Annotated in this window: 18 protein-coding genes and 2 pseudogenes; 16 read left to right on the top strand and 4 right to left on the bottom strand. The window is 58.1% G+C overall.

Annotation, left to right across the window (positions count from 1 at the left end; translation table 11 throughout):
• Positions 1-35 precede the first annotated feature (35 nt).
• The 4 genes from GNZ12_RS04155 to GNZ12_RS04140 all read left to right on the top strand — a co-directional run bounded on the left by GNZ12_RS04155 (position 36) and on the right by GNZ12_RS04140 (position 4,248).
• Positions 36-1,511, top strand: coding sequence for a mechanosensitive ion channel family protein (locus GNZ12_RS04155; protein ID WP_172309146.1), 1,476 nt, complete (start codon positions 36-38; stop codon positions 1,509-1,511).
• A gap of 833 nt (positions 1,512-2,344) precedes the next feature.
• Complete coding sequence (locus GNZ12_RS04150; RefSeq protein WP_172309145.1) at positions 2,345-2,809, top strand: hypothetical protein; 465 nt, start codon at positions 2,345-2,347, stop codon at positions 2,807-2,809.
• Between the two features lie 10 nt (positions 2,810-2,819).
• On the top strand, positions 2,820-3,527 hold the full coding sequence (locus GNZ12_RS04145) for a nucleotide-binding protein (RefSeq protein ID WP_172309189.1): 708 nt from the start codon (positions 2,820-2,822) through the stop codon (positions 3,525-3,527).
• An 82-nt stretch (positions 3,528-3,609) separates the two neighbouring features.
• Positions 3,610-4,248: a hypothetical protein gene (locus tag GNZ12_RS04140; protein WP_235993593.1), complete on the top strand. Its 639-nt coding sequence runs from the start codon at positions 3,610-3,612 to the stop codon at positions 4,246-4,248.
• Positions 4,249-4,295: 47 nt separating this feature from the next.
• Here the strand turns inward: GNZ12_RS04140 and GNZ12_RS04135 are convergent, their stop codons facing one another.
• From GNZ12_RS04135 to GNZ12_RS04125, 3 genes are all read right to left on the bottom strand, one after another.
• Entirely contained in the window at positions 4,296-6,533 is a 2,238-nt protein-coding gene (locus GNZ12_RS04135; RefSeq protein ID WP_172309143.1) for a ParB/RepB/Spo0J family partition protein, read from the bottom strand.
• Between the two features lie 130 nt (positions 6,534-6,663).
• Positions 6,664-7,497 (bottom strand): DUF932 domain-containing protein, encoded by an 834-nt coding sequence (locus tag GNZ12_RS04130; protein WP_172309188.1) that lies wholly within the window; start codon positions 7,495-7,497, stop codon positions 6,664-6,666.
• Positions 7,498-8,036: 539 nt separating this feature from the next.
• Complete coding sequence (locus GNZ12_RS04125; protein ID WP_216673090.1) at positions 8,037-8,699, bottom strand: alpha/beta hydrolase; 663 nt, start codon at positions 8,697-8,699, stop codon at positions 8,037-8,039.
• 28 nt (positions 8,700-8,727) lie between these two features.
• Between GNZ12_RS04125 and GNZ12_RS04120 the strand changes: the two are divergent.
• The 12 genes and pseudogenes from GNZ12_RS04120 to GNZ12_RS04070 all read left to right on the top strand — a co-directional run.
• Positions 8,728-8,868 (top strand): annotated as a pseudogene (locus GNZ12_RS04120) (IS66 family transposase zinc-finger binding domain-containing protein); the annotation flags it as partial.
• A gap of 615 nt (positions 8,869-9,483) precedes the next feature.
• Positions 9,484-12,291 carry an outer membrane protein assembly factor BamB family protein gene (locus GNZ12_RS04115; RefSeq protein ID WP_172309142.1) on the top strand — a complete coding sequence of 936 codons (2,808 nt, stop codon included), beginning with the start codon at positions 9,484-9,486 and terminating at the stop codon, positions 12,289-12,291.
• Positions 12,292-12,370: 79 nt separating this feature from the next.
• A complete protein-coding gene (locus tag GNZ12_RS04110) occupies positions 12,371-12,841 on the top strand; it encodes a hypothetical protein (protein WP_172309134.1) in 471 nt (156 codons plus the stop codon).
• Positions 12,842-13,060: 219 nt separating this feature from the next.
• Entirely contained in the window at positions 13,061-14,020 is a 960-nt protein-coding gene (locus GNZ12_RS04105) for a CPBP family intramembrane glutamic endopeptidase (RefSeq protein WP_172309141.1), read from the top strand.
• Positions 14,017-14,949: a CPBP family intramembrane glutamic endopeptidase gene (locus tag GNZ12_RS04100; RefSeq protein WP_172309140.1), complete on the top strand. Its 933-nt coding sequence runs from the start codon at positions 14,017-14,019 to the stop codon at positions 14,947-14,949. Before GNZ12_RS04105 ends, GNZ12_RS04100 begins: the two co-directional genes overlap by 4 nt.
• A 31-nt stretch (positions 14,950-14,980) precedes the next feature.
• Entirely contained in the window at positions 14,981-16,318 is a 1,338-nt protein-coding gene (locus GNZ12_RS04095; protein WP_172309139.1) for an HlyD family secretion protein, read from the top strand.
• Positions 16,319-16,351: 33 nt separating this feature from the next.
• Positions 16,352-18,445 (top strand): peptidase domain-containing ABC transporter, encoded by a 2,094-nt coding sequence (locus GNZ12_RS04090; protein WP_172309138.1) that lies wholly within the window; start codon positions 16,352-16,354, stop codon positions 18,443-18,445.
• Positions 18,442-19,917 (top strand): TolC family protein, encoded by a 1,476-nt coding sequence (locus GNZ12_RS04085; RefSeq protein ID WP_172309137.1) that lies wholly within the window; start codon positions 18,442-18,444, stop codon positions 19,915-19,917. Before GNZ12_RS04090 ends, GNZ12_RS04085 begins: the two co-directional genes overlap by 4 nt.
• Before the next feature lie 191 nt (positions 19,918-20,108).
• A pseudogene (locus GNZ12_RS45475) lies at positions 20,109-20,333 on the top strand (lipid II flippase family protein); the annotation flags it as partial.
• A gap of 200 nt (positions 20,334-20,533) precedes the next feature.
• Complete coding sequence (locus GNZ12_RS44135) at positions 20,534-20,719, top strand: hypothetical protein (protein ID WP_235993590.1); 186 nt, start codon at positions 20,534-20,536, stop codon at positions 20,717-20,719.
• Positions 20,720-20,725: 6 nt separating this feature from the next.
• The gene (locus tag GNZ12_RS44130; RefSeq protein ID WP_235993589.1) at positions 20,726-21,064 is read left to right on the top strand and encodes a GNAT family N-acetyltransferase; all 339 of its coding nucleotides are present in this window, start codon (positions 20,726-20,728) and stop codon (positions 21,062-21,064) included.
• A 450-nt stretch (positions 21,065-21,514) separates the two neighbouring features.
• Entirely contained in the window at positions 21,515-22,090 is a 576-nt protein-coding gene (locus GNZ12_RS04070) for a cupin domain-containing protein (protein ID WP_172309135.1), read from the top strand.
• Between the two features lie 352 nt (positions 22,091-22,442).
• Here the strand turns inward: GNZ12_RS04070 and GNZ12_RS04065 are convergent.
• A partial coding sequence (locus tag GNZ12_RS04065; protein WP_268959006.1) for a group II intron maturase-specific domain-containing protein occupies positions 22,443-23,175 on the bottom strand: 733 nt, incomplete at its 5' end.

The raw sequence follows: 23,175 nt of genomic DNA, 5'->3' as shown, positions 1-23,175 counted from the left end.
CTTCGTTAGAAAGGCTCGGAAAAAACACCTTCTAGATGCAAGAATTTCTCACCCAACTACTTTTACCGTGTGCGGCTGCCGCCATTAACGCATTGTTGTTGCTGTGGACGGCAGGTCGACGTCGGCCCGTGCTCTATGTCGCCAGCAAGTGCGTCGCGTTTGCGGCGTTGACCGCCGCATTGCTCGGTTACGGCATCGTTCCGACACAAACGGCACACCGCATGGCCTATCCGGAAATGCAATTCTTGCGCGGTGTTCTGGAGATCTCCTGGTGGTTGCTCGCCGCAGCAACCATCATGTCCGTTGTTCGAACTTATTATGCCGTTGGTTCTCGTTTGCGCCAGAACCGGTTCTTGCTGGACGTCATCGCGACGCTCCTCTATTTGGGTTCAGCGCTTGCCATCATTACCGACGTTCTCGATATTCCCGTGAAGGGGGTACTTGCGACTTCAGGCGCTCTTGCCATTGTGCTAGGACTGGCGCTACAAAGCACGCTTTCAGATCTGTTCTCAGGTTTGCTGATCAATGCGACCTCGCCATACCGCGTTGGAGACTCCGTGATGTTGGACGACTCAACCCAAGGCGAGGTTGTCGAAATCACCTGGCGCGCAACCCACATCGCAAAGGCCAACCGGGATCTGATCGTTGTGCCGAACAGCATCATTGCGAAGTCCAGAATTATCAATCTGAGCGTTCCCGCAGGTCCTCACGCCGCGGTCGCAAAGTTCGAGGCTCCGACCGAGATCCGCCCCTCTGATGTTTCCCATGCGTTGGAACTTGCGATCGAGACTTGTGTTGGAATAGCGGCTCATCCGAAGCCGGTAATCGCCACGACAGCTATCGGCCGTAAGACGACCAGCTACGAAATTACGTTCTTCCCCACTGGTCAGCGGTCTTCGACCGAGCTACTCAACAAATTCTACGATGCCGCTCACCGCCATCTGGAGTCATTCTCGGCGCTGACCGACCCCGTGGAGCGTGCGAACAATGGCTTGGAGCCGACACTCGTGTACCGTCTTGTCGAAGCAATCGGAGTGTTTGGCATGCTCTCGCGAGAACAACGTATGCAGTTGGCGTCGACGCTGGTTCGGCGTGAGTTCGCGCCCGGCCAGATTGTACTTGCCGCCGGCGAATTGTCGCAGGCGATCACCATCGTCGCGTACGGGACCGTCGGCGCGTCATTCTCGGCAGATGGCGACCCGCGCGATGATGTCGTGCGCTTCGGTCCAAGAGAGTACTTTGGAGAAAGTGGACCCGTTGCTGGCGTTGCGTCGGGAGTATCGTTCGCTGCGCGGACATATGTTATTGCCTACGAGCTTCCCCGGCACGCGGTCACCAGCCTGCTGAAACAACATACAGACGTAGCGCATGTGCTCGCGGCCACGCTAGTGGCCCGCGAACGCAAGGGGCACGCGCTTATGCAACCTGTTGAAGAAATTCAAAGCTCAGGCGTTGGCCTTGTCGACTGGATCCACCGTTGCATCAACTCCATTCATCATAGGCATATCTGAGGCGGGTTTGAGCGGGGATATTGACCGCCCGTACAGATCAGGCAGGGCTCGTCACCGTGCTACTGCGAACCAACGCAAGCGGAAGGTTATTGAGGCCGCGACAATGTTCATCTAGCAGAAGTAAGTTGCACACGGCGCCCAGAACCGGCGGTAGCCTATCCTGCCATCACTTTTCGAATGTTGTATTTCGGCCGTGGAATTTGGCATTTTCCGCGAGGTTGATCTGCTGAGTCTGAGAGGTCACCCGTGCGATTCCGTTGGTTCTGTGCCGACAGTCTGTTAGCGTGTCCAGTCGATTCGGATGATTACATCTCGCGATGTCGAGGGATTGGCAGTGGCAGTCTGATGGCTCTGAGCCCGCAGTTCGCGAGGTCATCCGGGTGAATTTACACAGGGCAATACTGCAGGTCGCGCTATCGTGTCGCTTCAGTCTGACGGGCTATCGCCATATGTCGGCTAGCTCACGTTGCCGGTTTGTGATCTGGGCGTGAGCAGTCCGTAGGGCTACCCGATCAAGTCTGCCGGTATGGTCGCTTGAGTCTTGCAGGTGCTGCGTTTGCGGGATTGCTCACTACGCGATTCACGTTCGAGGGTGAAGCGGGTGTGCTCGCGCGCCGCCGCGCAGCAGTTTGATACCTCATACACCAAAGTCTGCGATGTACCCTATTGAAGGCTGTCGATTCGAGAACGGCATCAAAAATATTTCTTTGTTCCATCGGTTTCCTGCGTGTTCCGACTGATTCCGATCGTGTAGTTCTATCGTCGGAAGGGGTATTGACGAGCCGTTTCACGATTCGCATGATGGTCTCGATGGCGACGCATGGGAGCGAATCGTGCCGGTTGCAAAAAGCTACACACGGGCGCAGTGGGATGAGTTTGTCCATGCCCTTGAGGCATTACCGGAGAAACCACGGAATGAACAACGCGTCACGGTCAGCGATGCGATGAAAGAGATTCGGGCACATATCACTGCCACCCAGGCAAAAGGCTATACGCTCGAGGAAATTGTTCAGGAGGCTGTGCGTAAGGGGCTGGATGTGAGTATTGGCGCAGCCAAATATGCGCTGTATCGTCCAGCATGTTCCGACGCGGCTTCCAGAACGGCCAATCCGCAGGGAGCGCGGGAGGCCGACCAGTCGTCCCCTCCTAAGAAGGCTGTAAAGCGAAAGGGCGCGCGCGTGAACGACGTACATGACATCAAACGACAACAAAGGGGAAGGGACGTAGACCAGCCGGGATCAATGGAGATTCAGGACACGTTCTCGTTTGAACTCAGGCCTGATATCGAAAACCTGTAGGAGAGTGGTCATGGATACGACTCACCCGATTTATCTCGTCGGCGGCAGCAAGGGCGGTGTTGGAAAAAGCATGGTGACGCTCGCCCTGGCTGACTACCTGCAGCGACAGGGTATTCACGCGGTACTGCTGGAAACCGATACATCGAATCCTGATGTCATGAAAGCGCTCAGGGACGAAATCAGGTGCGCCGCCTATGATCTCGACGACGCAGATGGCTGGATCGGATTCGTCAACTTCTGCGATACACACCGGGACGCAGCAGTGATCGTTAACACCGCAGCACGCAATCAGACAGGGGTTGCCCGATACGGCGGGACGCTGGCCCGTACGCTGGATGAACTGGATCGGCAGCTTGTGGTGCTATGGGTGATCAACCGGCAGCGCGATAGCCTGGAGTTGCTGCATATTTTCGGACAGACGTTTCCGGATACCTTGACGCACGTCGTTCGCAACGGCTACTTCGGTGCGCCGGACAAATTCACGCTGTATCAGGAGTCACAGCTTCGCAAAGCCATCGAGACGAAAGGGCGCTCGCTCGACTTTCCTGATCTGGCGGATCGGGTTGCGGACGAACTGCGCAGTCAACGCATTTCCATCCGCAAGGCAGCAGAAATGATGCACATAGGAGAGCGGGCGGAACTGCTGCGTTGGCGGGCGCTTTGCAATGCCATGTTCTCGAAGGTGATCAGGGCCGACGGGGCGACACGTGAGCAATAGCCGGTCGCAGTCGGTCGATCCGCTTATCCGCCTGTTTCGCGAAGTGTGCGGCGATGTTCCGGACGTGGCCAGTCTTGCGCGCATGCATCGGGTGTCGAGCGCGCTGAACCTGCATGACAACGACGCGCTGTGGTCAATTATCGCTGCACTCGAATACTATGCGCGCCTTTTCGAAGCCATGCCGGAGCGTATCCGGTGGGCGAGCGAGGGGAGCTTCGAAGCCGCACGCCGCGAAGTTGGTGGCGCAACCGATGCGCTGATGCAGCAGCATCGGGATGCGCTGGAGCGATGCAAGGCAACGATCCAACTGGCGGAAAACCTGATACAGGAGCATGAGGCGCGGTACCGGGCAGCACTCGCGCAACTCAATGAGACCGGAATGATGGCCCTGGCTGAGCGCATGTCAAATCAGGTAGCGCGAAAAGCTGGCAACCGGTTGATTGGTGTCGCAGCGGTGTCGGCCCGTGAGCAACGCGAGCGACTGGACAGCGTTGTGAGCGCGTTCGGGCAAGCTGTTGAGGTAGCGACGGCGCGCGTGGAGACGATGGCTACACGTACGGAAAGGCGTTTTGCGCGCTCGATGCGTCGGTTGTTGCTGGTGGGCGGTGCCGTCCTCTGCCTGCTACTTTCAGGCGGATTGGTTGACTGGTGGAGAGGATCTCATCTGGTGGTTGCGGACTGTCGCACGGTGCAGTTCCGGCAGGCAGACGGCAGGCCGTGAAACGGCCGCCGTCTGCCTTGCCCGGTTACCTGGGCAACGAAGCGGGCTTACGACTCGTGCCGGTCAGCGTGCGCGATGCTCACGCTGGCAGCGGTCGGGAAAGGCCATGGAGGCACCTTACTGCGGGTGAGGGGAGACGCGTCTGCATCGCCAGACGTATTGTTGACGTGCTCGTCGTCGTTGTCTGCATCCGGTTCGGCGTCGGCGTCCTTGCTGTCCGGTGTCTCGCCTGCGCCGTCCCCGGGGTGGGCATAGTCGTCGTCTTCATCGTCGTGGATATCCCATGAGTGCGAGGCCGGGATTTCCCGATCGGTGAGGATTTCCGGGAGCCATGCGGCCTTTGAGAGCCGCAGTTCGGCGGCAGCAGCGGCGTCGGCCTTCTTCATCCTGCAGAGATCGGCGGCAACCTTCGGGGACACGGCGGCGGACACGACTTCCGCGATGCGCGCCTTGCTGACATGATCGAAATACGCGGCGCGGGTTGGCGTCCAGTATCGGGTCATGTCGAGGTTCAGGGCGCTCGCGAGCGCATTGATCGCATGCGGCTTTTCCTCGCCCGCGATGCCGTCGAGCAGCGCGCCCGTGCAGAACGCGAGCAGATCGAGCAGCGTCGTGCCGGGGTCCTGCCGGACGAGCCACGGCAGCAGGTCGGCGCATTTCGCAGGTAGTTCCGCGATCCAGCGGGCACGCTGCGTCTCGATGGCGCACCACGCGGGACTGGCAGCCAGGTCGTCCGCTGCCCGCAGCAGCCTGTCATGGTTGTTTTCGCCGGAAAGCGCCAGACAGTCCCGCGCGGACGTGTGGCCGTATTGCTCTGGCAGGGTCGGCGGGATCAGTTGCCGCAGGAGTGCCGCGAGGGCGACGGAAGGCTGCTCGACCAGTTCCGCACGGATGGCCGCGGTGCGGTGCGCGGTGAGCCGCTGGCAGAGTTTCGCGCTATGAACGGGCCTGATCTTCGGTGCCGGCGAGCCAGATGTGTCCGCGGCTTCGGCTTCCGTCGTGCCGGTGACAGTCGCGCCTGCCGCGTCGAGCGCTGCACTGTTCTCGCGCCGCACCAGGCCACGCTCGATGAGCAGTTCACCCTGCGGGCCGACGATCACGAACGCACCCGCTTCGGCCATCTGCTGCGCGTCCCACACCTCCGCGCGGCTTTCGAGTGCGAGGAGCGCGGCGTTGACGCGTTCGATTTCCTCATTGAGCCGGTCGGCTTCCTCGTAGGCGTTTTCATCATCGTCCGACAGTGCTTCGAGCTTTTCGGCCACTCCGTCCTGCTGCGCAGTGAGCGAATCCATTTCACTCTGCTCGTCCTCCGTGTAGGGGCGCTGGACCGGGCGCAGCCTGCCGTGACGGTTCAGTTCAAGAAAGTCGCGTTCGACGCGGGTTTCGGTCCAGCCCCATCCCTCGGCACGGACTTCTTCCGCCGCTGCGTCGAGCTTCTGCGCGACGAGGCGCTGAAGCAGTTCGGCGTCGGCAATATAGCCCGCGTTCTGATCGTCAGTGAACAGGTCGCGACGCACGTATCCACCTGCTGCTTCATAGACGGTCAGGCCGATGAAACGCACGAGACGGCTGCGGCTCGCGTCGATCTCGGCGCGCGTGATGGCCTGTCGCAGATAATTGGGTTGGCGTTGCCACTCGTTTGCATCGAACCAGATGTGTTCCTGCGTCTCGTGATCGTCTGCAAGGGCGAGCGCGGCAAGCTGGTCGAGCGTGATCGCGTCCTCACGCAGCAGCGCGAGCAGCCTGCCTGATACGTTGGCGAGCTTCATGCGTCGTTTGACCGTGATCGGCGTGGCAGAAAACAGCGCGGCGATGTAATCGATGCTGCGGCCTTCCTCGGCGAGCAACCGGTACGATCGCAGCACGTCGAACGGGTCGAGCCCTTCGCGTTCGCTGTTCTCGATCAGCGAAATGGCGAGGGCTTCGCCTTCGCTGACGATCCGCACGGGAACCGGATAGTCAGCGGCGATGTGTCTCTGTTCGAAAAGCAGGTCGAGCGCGGCCTCGCGGCGCTGGCCCGCGCAGACACCGTATTTGCGCTGTTTGCCGCGCGTCCCCTTGATCTCGTGGACGACGAGGTTCTGCAGCAGGCCCTTTGCGCGGATGTTGACCGCGAGGGCCGGAATACCCGTGAGCGGTGCCGTGCGGGCATTGAGCGGTGAGGGGCTCAGGCTGGAATACGGAACGGTCACGACCGGCTGCTCGTTACCGAAGCAGGTTTCGAGTACGGGCACGGTTTCGGTGCCGTTTACCGAGGAAGTGGTTTGAACTTCATGGGCTTGCATGATTGACTCCAGAAAATGGGAAGGGAAGTTCCGGGTCAGGGCGCTTCCGAAATCCATCAGGAATTGACCCGGATAGGAGTCCTGATGGAAAGACGTGAAGTGGGGCGGCGGGTTGCCGCCCCTGCTGTGCTTATGCTTTCATCTGGCGCATCGCATCAGCGAGCATCCAGAGGGCGCGGTTGAGCTTCACGTTCTGGTCGATGCCGGTGATGGGTCGCGTTGACATCGAGCGGCCCGTGCGCGTGCGTCCATGCAGGCCACCCTTCGTGAGGTTTTCCTGCACGCGGTTGAAGACCGTCCAGAGGTCATCGCGACGATCCTCGAAGCGGCGCGGGGCGAGTAACTGGTTTTCTGTGATCGGGGCGGGGGTCTCGGCGTCGGTCGGGTCGTAGCGCAACGCGAGCGCGGAGCGGGCGAACGCATGCCGTTCGTCGCGGTCGAGCGTGACGTCGCGCATGCCGTCCTTCTGCTCGCGGATCAGGTCGAAACCGTTGAGCACGTCGAACGCGCCATTGATGACGTTCTGAACGATGTTGCCTTTGTGCGGCACGCGGATATCAGTCACGTTGTCGCCTGCGACTATGCCGTTCTGGCAGACAAAGCGCAGCATACCCGCGAGCATCTGATAGCTGCTCGTGCCGTCGTGCGAGTTCAGCAGCACGATTTCATTGGCTTCATCGCCGTTGAGCTGGTCGGCGTGACGAAGCCGGAGCATGTGTTTCGTGTATTCGCGCTTGCCCTTATCGCGTACACGGGTCTGGCAGACCATGAACGGCTGGAAACCTTCGTTGCGCAGGCCGCGCAGCACGTCGATGGTTGGAATGTAGGTGTAGCGCTCCGAGCGGCTTTGGTGCTTGCCGTCCGCGAAGATGGACGGGGCAACGCGGCGGATCTGATCGTCCGACAGTGGCGAATCGGCGCGAAGCATCGGTGAGCCGTAACGGAAGGAGGAAGCGAGTTGCATGGCAGTCTCCACAGCAGAAAGGGTTGAGGACCTGAGCCGGGCGAGGGGATGTGCCTTGCCGTCGCGGTTGCACACCTCCCGGTGGAACCCGGGGTTGGCTTTGCTGCCGCCAGGCTCCCTGGTTTCCGCCCGTGCGACTTGAGGAGCCGATAGCGGGCGCGCGTCAAGGAAAAAGGCGAGGGAGGGGTGCGGGCAACACGGTCCCTTGCCCCTTGATGCGTGCCCGTTATCGGCTACGGTCGCGGGTCAAGGGCGGGAACCTGGGAGCCCGGTGCATGCCATGCACCGGGTTGACCGGGCAGGGATGCCGCGCGGCCGACGCCGCCGCGTGGTTGTGCCGGCCATGCTCGGGTAGAAGGCGACGGAGTTGACTGCTGCGCCAGGGTTTGATGCCCGACAGGGGCGAGGCGCGGGACGCGGCACGGCGCACAGCGTGAAGGCGGTCCCGGTGCGTAAACGTCGGGGGCGTCCTATCGGTATGGGTGGTTATCGATGGGTTTGCGCGCCGCTAGACTTCTCGCTCCGGTTCTTCGTTCACGTTAGCCGTTGAGGCGGACTGTCCAGGGCGGCGAGAAAGGCATTCGACCCAAGTCCAAGCGGCGTACCGGCTTCGCTAGCCTCGCCGCCGCATTCGCCGTGGATCGATCCCTGCGTACGCGAGCGGACGCGGCGCTCATGGTGCCGAACTCCTGGATCGCATTGACCATCTGCGACAAGCCCGGCTGTTCCAGCGGGTAGTACCCGGCATTCTCCAGCGTCACCTTACGCATCGGCACTCGCCGGATACGCTTGAGGAAGATTTCGGCCAGGTGCAGCGGCGTCCAGCGGTCCTGCGCGGGCTGCGTCAACAGGATAGGACAGACGTCGAACGCCTCCGGCTCCATGATGGGCACGCACTTCGTGTATGACGCGAGGAAAGCGAGGGTCACCCACTTGCTGGCGGAGGTGCGGTCAGCCAGGCAGACCTTTAACGCGGCCGGAACGTTGACCAGCGTGAGCATCTTACTGGCGAGCGCCATGGGCATGCGCAGCCGCCGCAATGGCGTCCTAGCGGCGAGCACGGTGAGCGGTATGCCGACGCGGCTGATGAGCAGGTTGAGATTGGTCTCCTCGCGCACCTGCTGCTCGCGCTGATCCAGGAAGGTCATGCCGACAATGGCCGCGACCGTCTTGTTCAGGGCTGCCACGTGGTAGGTCAGCATACCGCCGGCGCTCAGTCCGTACAGCACGATACCCGATCATCTGCCGCGCGAGACGCACGCATATCTTCCAGACTCGGCCGAGCGTTGCCTGCAATGCGGTGCCGCGATGAAGCAACTCGGCGAAGACGTTTCTGAGCAGCTTGAGTACGTACCGGCGAGCTTCAGGGTGAAGGTCTACCTCCATCGTGATGCGGTCGATTTCCGCAAGAGCATCAACGGGCTTGCGGCGCTGGTCGTGCAGTCAATGAAGCTCGGGAATTCCTAGAGAATTGCTTTGCAGATCGCGGTTGAAACTGGATGACGAGGCAATTGCGACGGCGCGAATCTGTTCGGGCATCAATGATATGAACGCACCGATGCGCGAGGCGCACAAATAAGCCATCACCCTCAGCAGCAGGGAACTCGAGGCTGAAGCGGCTATGAAATGAGAAAGGCCCCGTCGAACTCTCGCGAGGCTTTTTCTTTGGAAAACCTAGTACGCCCTTTGAAGCGAACTATAAATCGGCAGGATTGCCTGTTGATATTTTCGGTAATGAACCGTAATAATCCGTTTCGCATAATTTTCGAAATATCGACACAGCGTTTCGTCTGGACAAGGCAGAATCCAGAAACTCGCGTGGATACCAACACATCGCAACGGTTTTTCTTTCTAAAAGCTTTTTGTATCCTAACAGAAAGTCGAGCGAAGGGTAAATCCCAAATAAACGTGTTTCGCTGTTTTTTTAACTGTCCGTCATTGGCCCTCCCGACAGGGCGCATGACGTAATCGGATCATATTAGAGACATGAACGATTTCAGCCCGAACAGACAAGCGTTGTTGCGCGACTTAATCGAAGCGAAATGCATATTCCGTGCACCGCAACACCGGCTTGTCTCATCCAGTGGAAAATCGCTTTCGTGGCTGATCGATTTAAGACCTGTCTTACTGTCGTCTGAAGGGCTCGATACGCTCGCTGAATTATTTTGGGCACGTTATGCGAACGAACAGCCGTTTCAAGTCGGCGGTATGGAAATGGCTGCTGTTCCGCTCGTGGCTGCAATCCTCATGAGTGCCGCGCAAAAAGGTTACAACGTCAACGGCTTTATCATTCACAAGGAGCGCAAAAAGTATGGCCGGATGAATGCGATTGAAGGTGGCGTTTCCGACGCGCCGGTTCTGCTCGTGGATGACATTTTCAACAGTGGCGCAAGCGTCGAACAATCGAGGGTCGTACTCGCTGACATTAACCGGACGATCTGGAAAGTATGGGCCGTGATCGATTACGGATCGCACACGGGATCGGACTGGCAGAAACGGCACGGTGTTACTGTCGAATCTGCGTATGCGCTGGCGGATTTTGGCCTGAAACTGTCATCGCCTAAAAGCCTTGCAACGCAGCTTACGTTTATCACGCGTTGGGTCAATAAAGCCGCGTCCGCAAATCATCATTACGTCGTGCCCAAGTCGGCACCACAGGCGCAAAACGGCCTTATCTACTTCGGCACGGACAGCGGCGAAATGCGTTGTGTCGATGGCGCAAGCGGCGAGACGCGCTGGAATTTCAAAATCGCGACGGGAAAGCACAAGGGCATTTGGTCTACCCCATATGTGACGCCTGAATCCGTTTTCTTCGGCGGCTACGATGGCAGCCTGTATGCACTGTGCGCCGAAAGCGGGCGCGAACTCTGGCGCTACGTTGAACCCGACTGGATCGGTTCATCCCCGGCCTACGCCGCTGATCTGAATTTCGTCTTTATCGGTGCTGAGTACGCCAGTCCAACGCGCGGCGGGGGTGTCGCTGCCATCAACGCGAAAACCGGTCAGAAAGTCTGGGAATTTCCGGTGCGGTGCTACGTCCACGGCTCGCCGGTCTATGCTGCTGACCCTTCGCTAGTGCTGTGCGGCACGAACGACGGCGAACTACTGGCGCTCGATGCGCGTACCGGTGCCCTTCGCTGGAAATTCCAGACGACCGGCGCAATCAAGCACGCGCCCGCGCTCGATCCTGCCCGTCGTCAAGTTGTGTTCGGATCGTTCGACGGCGGTATCCGTGGTCTCAGTCTCGATAGCGGCGAACTGAAATTCTGCATACAGACCGGAAATGCGGTCTACACCACGCCTTTAATCGACGGTGCGCGCGCCTACTGCGGCTCGACGGACAAATATCTGTACGTGATTGATCTGGCGACAGGCGAAGGTATCGCGAAGATCGGCGCGCACTCCAAGATTTTTTCGTCGCCCGCCCGTATCGGGCCGTGGATATGGTTCGGCAGCACGAATGGGCGCGTACGGGCAATCGAGCCGGAAACGTTTGAACTCGCCGGTGTGTTCCAACTGCCAGACGCCATTACGAGCGCCGTCGAATACGATCCAGTCAATCAAATGCTGGTTGTCGCCAGTACGGCCAATCGCCTGTACGGCATATCCGTGACGCCGCCGCTCGCACCTGCACAAACATCGGTCGGTCAACCGCAAGCCAACGTAATCGCGATGCAACTGGCTCGCCTTGTTGTTGATGCGATTGTGAACCGGACGCCTTTGCCTGACCCGGATAAATATAGACTGGCAGGTACGGTGCCCCAGGGCGGTGTGTTTGTCAGCCTGAGAAACCGGACGACCATGCAACGCGTTGGACGCGGCGGGCAATGGACGTTCACCGCACGCGATTTGTCGCCCGAATTGTCGGTCATCGTCGCGGCGATGAAAGCATGCGCGAACCTGCCAACCGATTCTCTTCGCGATACGGCTGTCAGCGTGAGCCTTTTTGGTCAGCTTGAGGAAACCACGCTCGAAGCGTTGAACCATGAAAAGTTCGGGATCGTGGTACGCGCCGCAGCAGGTGCGAAGCTTGGCGGCGCGTTGCCGAATTCGCCGGAATATTCCAACGAACACGGTCAATATCTTCATGCCCTGCGCAACGCGAAGCTAGCTCAGTGGGAAGGGCACATGCTTTATCGGCACACGGTTGAACGGCAGGCGGAAATTTCCGGTTGGCCGATCTACGGCGCGCCTTTTCCGTACGAACCGGCTGAATTAACGCGTTTCGTATCGTGGCTGCTTGACCCGCAGCAGTACGACGAGCCGGAGCATTTCGACCTCGGTTTGAGGGATCGACTTTCGGCGGTTGCTGTGACGCGTTGCGCGGATAGCGCGTCGTGCGATGACGCTCGCCGTCAAGCCGTCGGTGCAGCGTTCACCACGGCTCTGTTGCCGGTCACGGGTGCCCAGACCTTGGATGACCTGAAAGAAGCAGTTGCAGGCCACCGTACGAGCGCGGAGCACGTTTTGTTGTCGCTTCTGTTCAAAGGCCGCAGCATTGGGGATCGCGCGCGCTGCCGCGGATATTTCCGCATAGATCGCGATGCGTTGATCTGTGAAGGCGACAACGAAACGCGGATATTTCTGCCTGTCTCGACCATGCAAAGCGGGATGGACGAAGAAACATTCGTCGCGTCGTTGCCCGATTTTCCAGCTGCGACGTGGAAAATTGCCCCCTGCCTGACTTGGGCGCTTGCCGAAGGCAAAGCAAATCCGCTTCCGATGCGTGGTGCGTTTGTTGAGCAGGCGCAATGCGACGACGCGAACACGAACGTTGGCATGCGTCTGCCCTAAGCACCGATTCAAGGATCAATGGCTGCGCGGGTGCCATTGGGGTTGCACATTTCAAACCCGCTTTTTCAGGAGTGAATCAATGCAAACGATTGACGATCTGGATTTGCTGCGTTATGTGGCCGGTGGTGATGGAGATGGCGGCGATGGGGACGGCGATGGCGACGGCGGCTATGGCGACGGTGATGGGGATGGCGATGGCGATGGCGATGGCGACGCGTCAGCCGATGCGGGCGTTTCCGACGACGCAACGTCGTTGGCCGATGCCGGTTTTAATACCGGCGATAACGATGCCATTTCGCAAGCCGAAAATAACGGCCAACTCGCAGAAGCGACGAAGGGGCTGCAAGACACGGCATTTGGCGGTTGGGCACCCTCTGCAGTAGCAGGCTATGACGCCGCGCAACAAGGTCTTTCTCTGGGCCAAGCTGAAACAGCAAACCTCGCATCGTTCCAGTCTTCGCCGATTGGTTTCGCCGCAGGCTATGCGGTCGGTGCTCTCGCGCATGGGATTGGCGTCGGCGGAAATGGCGGCGGCGGTCATAACCACTAAGCCGTCCCCTGACGTACTGGTCATGAATTTCCGGTAAATCGGATTCGTTGCCTGATCGGTGAATGATGGTGCGCAACTGGTCCCGCGACTGGCCGCCTTTCTTCATCGGTATAACGCGCTGTCACGATGTTCCATAGCGCAACTACGCTGTAGCGCTGTCGCCACGCTGCAAAGCACTGTGCAGAAAATAGCAACCGCTGTTCTAGTCGAAATGTGCTCATGAAAACCAAAAACGATTTTGCACGTGCTTTTGTTGACCTTGCCAAGTTGGGCCGGACCGACTGGCGGGCTCTTGCACTGACCATCTTGATTCTTGCGCTTCTCAGTGCCGTGGGCACTCTCGGTTCTTTGATGTTGCCCATTCCGGGAATGCAGGCGTATCGAAACCTGTATTTCCATCATTTCAGCTTCACTCTAGCCGTTCAAAATTTACTCACTGACGCGGGCGGTCCGGTTGGTGTTTTGGGCTTCTGGCTTGCGTGTAAATTCATTTTGCGACGCCCGTTTGCTTCGCTCATTTCGGTCGATCTGAAATTTAGCGCAAAACGCTTTTTGCTCGGCGTTGCGCTCTATCTGCCTGCCTTCATGGTCGGCGTTGCGCTCATGTGGATTTATGCCGGGACGCGCTTCAGTATCTGGACGTCTCCGGTTGGATATTTTCATCCACAGCAAGACACTTTGAGTTTCAGCAGGATTTTAGGATTATTCGTCGAAAGTTCGATGATCGCTTTTTTCGCGTTCGGCGAAGAACTATATCTGCGGGGATGGATGACTCAGACCCTTGGGCAATATATTCGCGTCCCGGTCGTCGTCGCGGTACTCGTTGCCATTTTGTTCGCGATGTTCCATGCGCAATATGGCTGGTCCGTAAAGATGGTCATGTTCTTTAATTCCGTGGGATTTTCCGTCCTGAGTTTGCGGGATCGACGGCTTGAGCTTGCGATTGGGGCACACTCCATGTCGAATATTTGGGTGACGCTGATGCCGATGATCTTTACCGGTCCGCATTCCAATGCGAAAATCCTGATACCAGACGCAGCTGTTTTCGCGTTGACAAAAAGCGCGCTGCCTTTGGCGTTGATGTTTCTCTTTTTGCAGAAGACGAACGGATGGTTTACGCCTGCGGGCGAACGCCTGTCCAATAACGAAAAAGCTGCTTCCGAGGAGCACTGCGCATGAAAACGAAATCCTACTCCTTCATCGATCTTGCGAAGTTAGGACGAACCGAGTGGTGGATTCCCGTCTTGACGTTGTTAGTCATCGCGCTTATCAGCATCCTTAGTACGCTGACGGTACTGGCCTTTACAGGTTGGTCGGTTTATTTCACGCATTTCAATGCGGCTGCCCAAATGAAAGGCTTGCTTACTAGCGGGGGGACTTTGGTTGGTGCTCTAGGATTCTGGGTTTCGTGCAAATACTTTATGCGACGCCCGTTCCGCTCCCTGATTTCTGTTGACCTGACGTTTAGTGTTCGGCGCTGCCTATCTGGTGCGGCGCTATTTCTGCCCGTCAATCTGATTGCGCTCACGGCTATGACGCTTTACGCATCGGCGCGATACGGCGCGTGGATGATCCCATTCGGACACTTGCGATTGCCGACTAGCGGTCAAATTTTCGCGGCGGCGGCTGCGATCATCGCAATTCCGTTCTTTGCATTTTCGGAAGAACTGTTTTTCCGAGGATGGTTGACGCAGACACTTAGGCAATATGTCCGCTTTCGACTCGTCGTCGTGACAATCGTTGCGCTGGCTTTTGCGGTCTATCACACGCAGTACGATTTCCACATGAAAGCGATGCTGTTCATGTCTTCGTTCGGGCTTTCGGCTTTGAGCCTGCGCGATCAACGTCTCGAATTGGCTGTCGGCGCACATGCGATGCTGAATATCTGTGTGTCGCTGGAAATGCTGTTTTTTAGCGGAGGATGGCATACGCAAACGTCGGCACCTGTAACGACGTTCGATTGGTTTGCGCTCGCCGCCATCAAGAGCGGGTTGCCTTTCGCGCTCATGTACTGGGTTTTGACAAAAACTAACGGCTGGTTCGCGCAGAACCTGCAACCGAAGTTGCCGACTTTCAACCCGCGTGAATATCAAGGGCGCGCACCGTGACCGCTGGACAAGCCATGACGACAGGCAAGCCATGAGCGATATCTCAACCGTTCCGGACACTGAGCAGGCGGAAGAGGCACAGGAGCCGCAACAGCAGAATAAGCGCGCGTTGCTGTTCCGGCCTGCCGCGCTCGAATATCGCAAGCATCAATGGCTGGGTGAAGTCGTGCTGACCGGTTCAGCACGCCGCCTGTCCGGGAGCGTTGTTTTTTTTGCGATTGCCGTCGCGGTCGTGTTGTTCCTCATTTTTGGTGAGTACACACGGAAAGAAGAGGTGCAAGGCCGCGTCATGATTGACAACGGCGCGGCGGAAATCTATCCGCCCACTGTCGGCACGGTGCTTCGCGTGCTTGTCAACGAAGGTGATGCCGTGAAGGCCGGTCAACCCTTGCTCACGATTTCGACCGAACGAACAAGCGCGGTCGGCAATTCACGGGAGCAAATCAGCGCTGAATTGAACGCCCGCCGATCCAGTCTCGAAAGCGATGCGCGGCATATTGGAAGCATTTTCGAGCAGAACATAGCGATGCTCAAGGCGAAATCCATCGAGTTGAGCGCGGGTATCGAGCATCTGGATATGGAAATTACTACGCTTGACGCGCGCAGCAGGTTGGCCGAAATCGACAGTGCGCGGTTCGCACAGTTACGGCATGACGACGTGGTATCGCAATCGGAATACGAACAGCACGAACAGAGCATGCTAACGGGTCGCGCGCAACTCGAAGACTTGCGTAGGCAGCGCACGGCCTCTCAGGTGGAACTGGCTCAGGTGAACGCCGATCTTCGAAACGCGCCATTAGACGAACAAAACCAGTTGGGAACCATCCGGCGGCAAATGCTACAGGTGGACGGTGAACTAGCTGACAACGAATCGAACCGGGAAATCACTATCCCGGCGCAGATTGCAGGCACGGTAACGGCGCTGCTTGCCCGTCCGGGTCAGTCGGTCAATGGATCGACGCCTTTAATGTCACTTCTGCCGCAGGGTGGAAGCCTTGACGTGAAGCTATTTGCACCAAGCAAAGCAGTCGGTTTCGTAAAAATCGGTGCGCCGGTTGAATTGCGGTATGAGGCTTTCCCGTATCAGAAATTCGGAGCATACGCGGGCAAGGTCACGCAGATAGCGCGTACCGCACTGAGCCCGGCGCAGTTGCAGGCGCAGGCCGTAACCGATACGGGTGATCCTGACCGGTCCGAAAATCTGTATCAGATTACGGTCGCGCTCAATTCGCAGACCATCAATGCGTACGGTGAAGCCATCCCGTTGCAGGACGGCATGCGCGTGGACGCCGACGTGGTACTTGACACGCGCAAGCTGTACGAATGGGTTCTGGAACCGCTCTACACGCTCACCCGCCGCTCGCCCTGACCGCAGTTCACGCTTCACCTAACCCAATTGACCATGAATCGCCAACTTCAATTCGGATTTCGGCGCAGCATTGACGCGCAGTTGCAAACGGAAGCCACGGAATGCGGACTAGCCTGTATAAGCATGATCGCAACGTTTCATGGGTACGACACGGATTTGCCGACGTTGCGGCGGCGCTTTTCGCCGTCGCTCAAAGGGCTTACCTTGGTCGATCTGCTTAAGATCGGCGCAGCGCTTGATCTGGCCGGGCGTGCTGTTCGACTTGAACCGGAAGAGCTTCACATGCTGCGCCTGCCGTGCGTCCTGCATTGGGATTTCCGGCATTTCGTTGTGCTCGAACGCGTTGGCCGCGATTACGTGATGCTGGTTGATCCTGCACTCGGCGCGCGGCGCATGTCCCTCAAGGAATTGTCGCTGCATTTCAGCGGCATGGCCCTTGAACTGGTGCCGACACCGGCATTTCAGCCGCGCCGGGAGCGACAGGAAATTGGCTTGCGTTCCATGATGGGACGCGCAAGCGGTGTCGGTCGCGGATTGCTCAAAATCTTTCTGCTCGCGCTCGCACTCGAGGTTTTCACCATCGTCGCGCCGTTCTATCCAGAATGGGTAACGGACCAAGCGATTACGACCGGCGACCGGCATTTGCTTGTCGTTTTGGCACTCGGCTTTGGATTGGTGATGGTGATCCACGTAGCCACGGAAGCGATGCGCTCGTGGGCCGTTACGACATTCAGCACGCTCGTCAATGTGCAGTGGTTAGCAAACGTGTTCCGCCATCTGCTCCATCTGCCGCTCGACTATTTCGGTAAGCGCCACATCGGCGATATCGTTTCGCGGTTCGACAGCGTGAACACGATCCAGCAAGCACTCACGGTCGGCTTTGTCGAATCTGTACTTGACGGCCTCATGTCGATTGGCACGATCATTATCATGGTCGTCTACAACGCCCGACTATCGATTATCAGCGTGGTTGCTGTGCTGCTCTATGCCATTCTGCGAGCGTGCATTTATGGCGCGCTCAGAATGTCAAACCAGAAGCAGATTGTTTTTGCGGCGCGCGGGAAAAGCATGCTGATGGAATCGGTCAGAGGCATCCAGAGTGTGCGCCTGTTCGGCAAGGCTGAGGATCGGCTTGCACGATGGCTAAACGTCGTCGTCAGTGAAAAGAATGCTGATTTGAGAACGCGCCGCCTGCAACTGATCGCGAGCACGGGCAACCGTTTCATTTTTGGGCTCGAAGCGATTCTAGTGACCTATTTCGGCGCGCTGGCAGTCATTGATCGTTCCTTGTCGCTCGGCATGCTGTTCGCTTTTTTGTCCTATCGCGGGCAGTTCACTGCCCGTTTCACAGCGCTGATCGACAAGCTATACGAGTTGAGAATCCTGAAACTACACGTGGCTCGGCTCGCGGATATCGTGCTTACGAAACGCGAACGCGAAGAGGTTAGGCGAGCGCCGGATAAGGATGAATTCGCGCCGACGCTTGAAGTCAAAAATCTGTCCTACAGCTATTCCAAGAATGGACCCAAGATCATCGACAACTTCGATCTGCGCGTAGAGGCAGGGGAAGCAGTCGCGATTGTCGGGCCTTCGGGTCAGGGCAAAACGACGCTGCTTAAACTGCTGGCGGGTTTATCGATCCCGCACTCCGGAGAAATCGTCGCGGGCGGTATGTCGATTCGACAAATGGGTCTCGCGAACTATCGTTCGTTGATCGGTGTGGTTATGCAGGAGGACCGGCTGTTTGCCGGATCGATTGCCGAAAATATCAGCTTCTTCGATCCGTCGCCTGATTTCGCTTGGATTAGCGAATGCGCAGAAATGGCATCCGTACATGCGGATATCCGGGCGATGCCGATGGGTTATTACACCTACATCGGTGATATGGGTTCGGCACTGTCTGCGGGGCAGCGGCAACGCGTGATGCTCGCACGTGCGCTTTACCGTCGTCCGAAAATTCTGCTGCTCGATGAAGCAACGAGCCATCTGGACGTCAAAAACGAGCGTGCCGTGAACGCGGCCATGCGCAAGCTGAATATCACGCGGATCATTGTGGCGCACCGGCCCGAAACCATCGCATCCGCGGATCGTGTCATCGAGCTTGGGCGCGCGCGGGAAACGGCATGACGAAAATTCACTTGCTGCGCTCGCCTGTCGGTCGTCTTGCCTTCACGCTTACCGGTATCGTGCTCGCGGCTATACTGCTTGCCACTCCTCTTACTCAGGCACAAATTGATCCTTTTTCGACGCGTGCCGGGCTCGAAGACGTGTCGCCCGAACTGAACCGGATGGCGCGCGATGCTGGTGCCTGCAACCCGACGAGTTTGCAATCGCCTGTTTCCATATACGAAGCGGTCAGCCGGGCTTTGTGCAGTGATCCGACCGTGCGCGAAAGCTGGGCCAATATGCTTTTGAACGCGGCTCAGGTCGGAGTCGCAAAGGCTGCTTGGTTGCCGACGCTCGACGCAGACGGAACCCGCTCGCACACGACCGAAACGCAAACCATATCAGGTCCAACGCTTCCCGACGAGATTGGCCGCGCGTCGGATCGCTACGCCGAGTTGAAGCTGTCATGGGTGCTATTCGATTTCGGAAGGCGGGATGCCAATCTCGCCTACTACAAGGGCCTTCTTGAGCTTTCCAAGGCTGCGCATACCGATGCACTACAGACCGTGTTCGAACAGGCTGCGGGGGCCTTCTATGCGGTCTGGGCCGCAGAAAGCACGCTCAATGCGGCGATCAAGGCCGAAGCCAACGGGCGGCGAAGCTATGAGATTGCCCAGCACAAACATGTTGCCGGTGCGGGCACGCTCAACGATGAACTACAGGCCAAAGCGGCATGGCAGGAAGCGATTTATACGCGGGTTAATGCAGCCGGTACGCTGAAAGCGGCGCAAGGTACCTTGTGCCTGCGGATGGGAATTCCGGTCGAAACTGAGGTCAGGATAGACGTTGACTCAGGCGCACAGCCGGACGTGAATTTCACGTCTTCAATTTCCGATCTGCTCGCGCTCGCGGAATCCGTCAATCCGAAGCTGCGAGAAGCCCAAGCGCAAATCCAAGCTGACGAAGCGAACGCAAAACTTGCACTGCGGCAGGAAATGCCGACGATTTCCCTGTCCGGCTCGCTGAGCAACGATAAATCACTGGGCGCATTTCCGCGCGACACGCGTACAGGTAGCAAATATGTCGGAATTCAAATCAGCATCCCGATATTTGCTGGCTTCGGCGAAGAGTACCATCGGCAGGCATCCGAAGCGCAGGTGAATATCGACCGCGCGAACCTGCATAAAGCCGAACTGGAAGTTGCTTCGGCAGTTTGGCGAAATTATCAGGACGTGATAACGAAGACGGCAAACGTACAGGTTGCGGCGTCCACTCAGGAAAGCGCACAGGAGGCATACGATGTTGCCAGCAAACGTTATAGCGCAGGTGTCGGGCCGCTGCTCGACGTGCTGAATGCTCAGAATACACTTGCGACCGCACAACGTCAGGTAGTCCAATCGCAGGCCGACTGGCGCGTTTCGCGGCTGGTGCTCGCGTTTTCAATTGGTACGCTTGACGGTGAACGTTGGGCACCGCACGCCGAAGCTCCTTGACGGCGGTCCGAAACACATCGTGCCGCTGCTTCGTGCATCCAAGGTCTGCGCGCCGGCCATCGTCTACCGAGCCGTCAAAGGGAGGGGAACGAGCCATAAAAAAGCCGCCGTTCCGAAATGGCGGAATTTCTATTTCTGCTGTAAGCGGTGCGGCTCAGTGCAGTGAACACTCACGAATTTCCAGCCGCCCATCGTCTGTTTCCAATGGTCCGCTACCCAGCGTTGACCATAGCGAACGTGTGGCAACTCAAGTATCTGTCGAGGCGGACGACGTCATCGAAGGCCAAACCTCCGACAGCAGCTTTCGGCGAGCTATCATCACCCTTGCTGGAGCGCGTGTTCTCGGGACCCTGTGCGCGCAAATAATGCTAATACCGGCAGCGCTGATTATCGTACGCGTCGCCGAGTTGATTTAGAGCTGAGTAAACCGTCCCGACACGGATTGACCGCTGACGGGGAAAGCATGGCGGCTTCCGATTCATTCGCGTTGCCTCCTTTCGGCGCAGGCCAAGCCAGTTTCCGCCGTTCGCCATACGGACCAGACGGTTGACAATCGGAGCGTGGATCTCCACGGCGATCGAGATGACAAACGCTACAACGAACGGAGCTACAAGCGATGATCTCAAGAAGCATCCGCCGCGCAACAGCAGATGACGTGCAGGCTATTACGCTGATCCGAAACGATGCGCATGCGATCAAGGTGGCCCACGACGATTATGCATGGGGCAAGGATGGCGATGGCTTTTCCGAAAGGTGGGTGCTGAACAGTCTCTCGCGAAGAGCGGTGTATGTTGTCGAATAAGACTGCATGCCGGTGGGGACGTTTTCTCTGGATTGGGATGATGAAGCGTACTGGGGACCCCAAGAACCAATCGCCGGCTATGTGCGTGGACTTTCCGTGAGAAAGGGCTTCAACGGCCGTGGACTTGGCAGCTTCATTATCGATTGGTGCGTAGACCAGGTCAGCATTCTGAACCGACGTTATGTTCGGCTCGGCTGCGACGCGAGAAACACCAAGCTCTGTGCCTACTATGAAGCGCTTGGCTTCGTCCGGGTAGGAGTGACGCCAATGCCCGAGCTTGGCGACTATGTCGATTCACTGTATGAAAAATCGGTGAATCCGATGCGTGGGTCATCAGGATGCTAGGCAGCGCCGGCGCTTTCGGCGCTGAACGGCCGCTTTGAAGCAAACTGAAAGTCCGAAGCGGGTCGCGTGCTGTCGACCACCGCCGTCCAAGACCAAAGCGGTTATGCGATTCGCATGAGGCGGTGCCCGGCCATGAACGGCCGGTCGAGCCCGTCGACTAGTTTGGCTGAGCGACGTCTCGTCCGGCCTCGCTCAATGGCCGGTTTGCGGCGAGCAAATCACAGAGGGCACTGCCTCGACGCGGCCACAAACGGCCGTTCGGCCCAGACGCTTATTTTGTCGAAAATCGGCGCCCGTGGAGCGCTATCGGAGATTTTTCCGCCGCGGCATCGAGCGTCTCGTCTAGCCCCTCAATATCGACACCAGTGACGATTTCTTTTTGCATGGTTCCGCGCGAAAACGGTGAAAGCTATATTGTCCTAACGTGATATTAACGACGGAGAAAAAGCCATGGGTAATGTGCCCGAGCGTGCGCCGACGCCACCACTTGTCGTCAACGTCGGCGACGTCCAGGAAGTCGAGCAACTGGAGGGGGAACACTGGGGAAGCGCATGGAAGCCGCTGACGCCAGCTCTCGATGGTAGCCCGGGGCGTCTTGGCGCTAATCTGTCGCGCGTGGCACCGGGCAGAACCGCTTGCCCCTTTCATACACATGCACGTGAGGACGAGGTGTTCTTCGTGCTCTCCGGTCGAGGCGTATTCCGCCACGGCGAGACAGTGCAGGAAATCCGGGCTGGCGACTGCATCTCGTGCCCTGCGGGCACCGGCGTCGCTCACCAATTGGCGAATCCGTTCGACGAGGACCTCGTCTACTTTGCGGTCGGGCTGAATGATCCGCACGAAGTCTGCACGTACCCGGACAGCGGCAAGGTAATGATCCGCAGCCTGAAGGCCGTCGGACGGCTGGTAGAGGCACCTTATATGGAAGGAGAACCGACCAGGCCGAAAATACTGGATCTGGTGCAATCATTCGGCGTTACGGCTGAAAACACAGCGGTCGACAAACATAATGGCGGCGAGCGTTAGTGGTACGTTGTAGGATCACTGTCGGCCGAGGGTGTGTCAAAACTCAGGCTCACGCCTCTCGTTCAAAAAGTCGGCTTTCGAGAAGGGCCTACAACGGCTTGATGGCGTGTCGGGAAGGGTAAAGTGACCCCTCAAAACATTCAACTTTTGCGTTTTGACACACCCTCGGTAGAGTCGAGTTGTGGCGCGGTAGCATTAGGTTCGGTTTGTCTGTTTCCGCCTCTTTCGTTTGGCGGTGCCCGAATATCCTAGCCTTAACCCCGTTTCCACAACCCGCTCATCGAACCGGACATGCAGATCTCCCGCATCCGGCTCTCGGACAAGACATCACGCCTTCGTACACGGCAAGTCACTACCAAGGCCCTTGTAGACGAACGAGACCAAAGTGCCCGTAGAGGTGCGAGGGTGGATAGCTCCCGCCCCGGCGACGTCTTACCTTGTGCTTGGTACGCAACCACCGGCGCAACCGCGTGCTGGTATAGCTATCGAGCGCCCGATATGCGCGACTGACCGTGCCTACCTTGAAGTAGTTCGCCCAGCCGCGTAGCGTGCGATTCAATTTGCCAATCAGCTCCGTGGTATCGAGCCACGTCATCGAAGCGGCGGTCAGCGCGTGGATCTTCTCGACCATGCGCCGGATACTCTTCTTCGACGGACGCATGCCCATACGGGCCTGTCCAGTCGTCGCCGAGTACATCCGCCCAAACGTGTAACCCAGGAAGTCGAATTCGCCTTCCGGAACCTTGCAGATTCGTGTCTTCTCCTCGTTGACCGTCAGCTTCAGCTTGCTCATGATCTCGCGCATGCGCACCAAGGTTTCTTCCGCTTTGCCCCGCTTGCACAGGATCACAAGATCATCCGCGTAAGTCACAATGCGGCTGCCAAGACTGCGCTGAAGTCCGAGCTTCTTCCATGCCAGCACAAACCGGCGCATGTAGATATTCGCCAGCAGAGGTGAGATCACGCCATGGACGCAAAAGATAACTTTGGTCGGCGTGAGCGCCGTGCGGAGATCCGGGCAGGCGAGAGGGGCCTCCATTTCCGCCGGCCGGTCGTGTGGCGGTGGGAATCGAATGGCGAATGGT

Origin of the sequence: Paraburkholderia solitsugae (genome assembly GCF_013177695.1) — a bacterium.
Taxonomy (GTDB): domain Bacteria; phylum Pseudomonadota; class Gammaproteobacteria; order Burkholderiales; family Burkholderiaceae; genus Paraburkholderia; species Paraburkholderia solitsugae.
The sequence above is the reverse complement of the archived record's forward strand: the minus strand, read 5'-3'. Positions and strand labels throughout refer to the sequence as shown.

Bases quoted from the DNA above. Each gene is read 5' to 3' on its own strand.
- GNZ12_RS04155 (WP_172309146.1), top strand. From the start codon at position 36: ATGCAAGAATTTCTCACCCAACTACTTTTACCGTGTGCGGCTGCCGCC.
- GNZ12_RS04145 (WP_172309189.1), top strand. From the start codon at position 2,820: ATGGATACGACTCACCCGATTTATCTCGTCGGCGGCAGCAAGGGCGGT.
- GNZ12_RS04140 (WP_235993593.1), top strand. From the start codon at position 3,610: ATGCATCGGGTGTCGAGCGCGCTGAACCTGCATGACAACGACGCGCTG.
- GNZ12_RS04135 (WP_172309143.1), bottom strand. From the start codon at position 6,533: ATGCAAGCCCATGAAGTTCAAACCACTTCCTCGGTAAACGGCACCGAA.
- GNZ12_RS04130 (WP_172309188.1), bottom strand. From the start codon at position 7,497: ATGCAACTCGCTTCCTCCTTCCGTTACGGCTCACCGATGCTTCGCGCC.
- GNZ12_RS04125 (WP_216673090.1), bottom strand. From the start codon at position 8,699: ATGCTGACCTACCACGTGGCAGCCCTGAACAAGACGGTCGCGGCCATT.
- GNZ12_RS04115 (WP_172309142.1), top strand. From the start codon at position 9,484: ATGAACGATTTCAGCCCGAACAGACAAGCGTTGTTGCGCGACTTAATC.
- GNZ12_RS04110 (WP_172309134.1), top strand. From the start codon at position 12,371: ATGCAAACGATTGACGATCTGGATTTGCTGCGTTATGTGGCCGGTGGT.
- GNZ12_RS04105 (WP_172309141.1), top strand. From the start codon at position 13,061: ATGAAAACCAAAAACGATTTTGCACGTGCTTTTGTTGACCTTGCCAAG.
- GNZ12_RS04100 (WP_172309140.1), top strand. From the start codon at position 14,017: ATGAAAACGAAATCCTACTCCTTCATCGATCTTGCGAAGTTAGGACGA.
- GNZ12_RS04095 (WP_172309139.1), top strand. From the start codon at position 14,981: ATGAGCGATATCTCAACCGTTCCGGACACTGAGCAGGCGGAAGAGGCA.
- GNZ12_RS04090 (WP_172309138.1), top strand. From the start codon at position 16,352: ATGAATCGCCAACTTCAATTCGGATTTCGGCGCAGCATTGACGCGCAG.
- GNZ12_RS04085 (WP_172309137.1), top strand. From the start codon at position 18,442: ATGACGAAAATTCACTTGCTGCGCTCGCCTGTCGGTCGTCTTGCCTTC.
- GNZ12_RS44135 (WP_235993590.1), top strand. From the start codon at position 20,534: ATGATCTCAAGAAGCATCCGCCGCGCAACAGCAGATGACGTGCAGGCT.
- GNZ12_RS44130 (WP_235993589.1), top strand. From the start codon at position 20,726: ATGCCGGTGGGGACGTTTTCTCTGGATTGGGATGATGAAGCGTACTGG.
- GNZ12_RS04070 (WP_172309135.1), top strand. From the start codon at position 21,515: ATGGGTAATGTGCCCGAGCGTGCGCCGACGCCACCACTTGTCGTCAAC.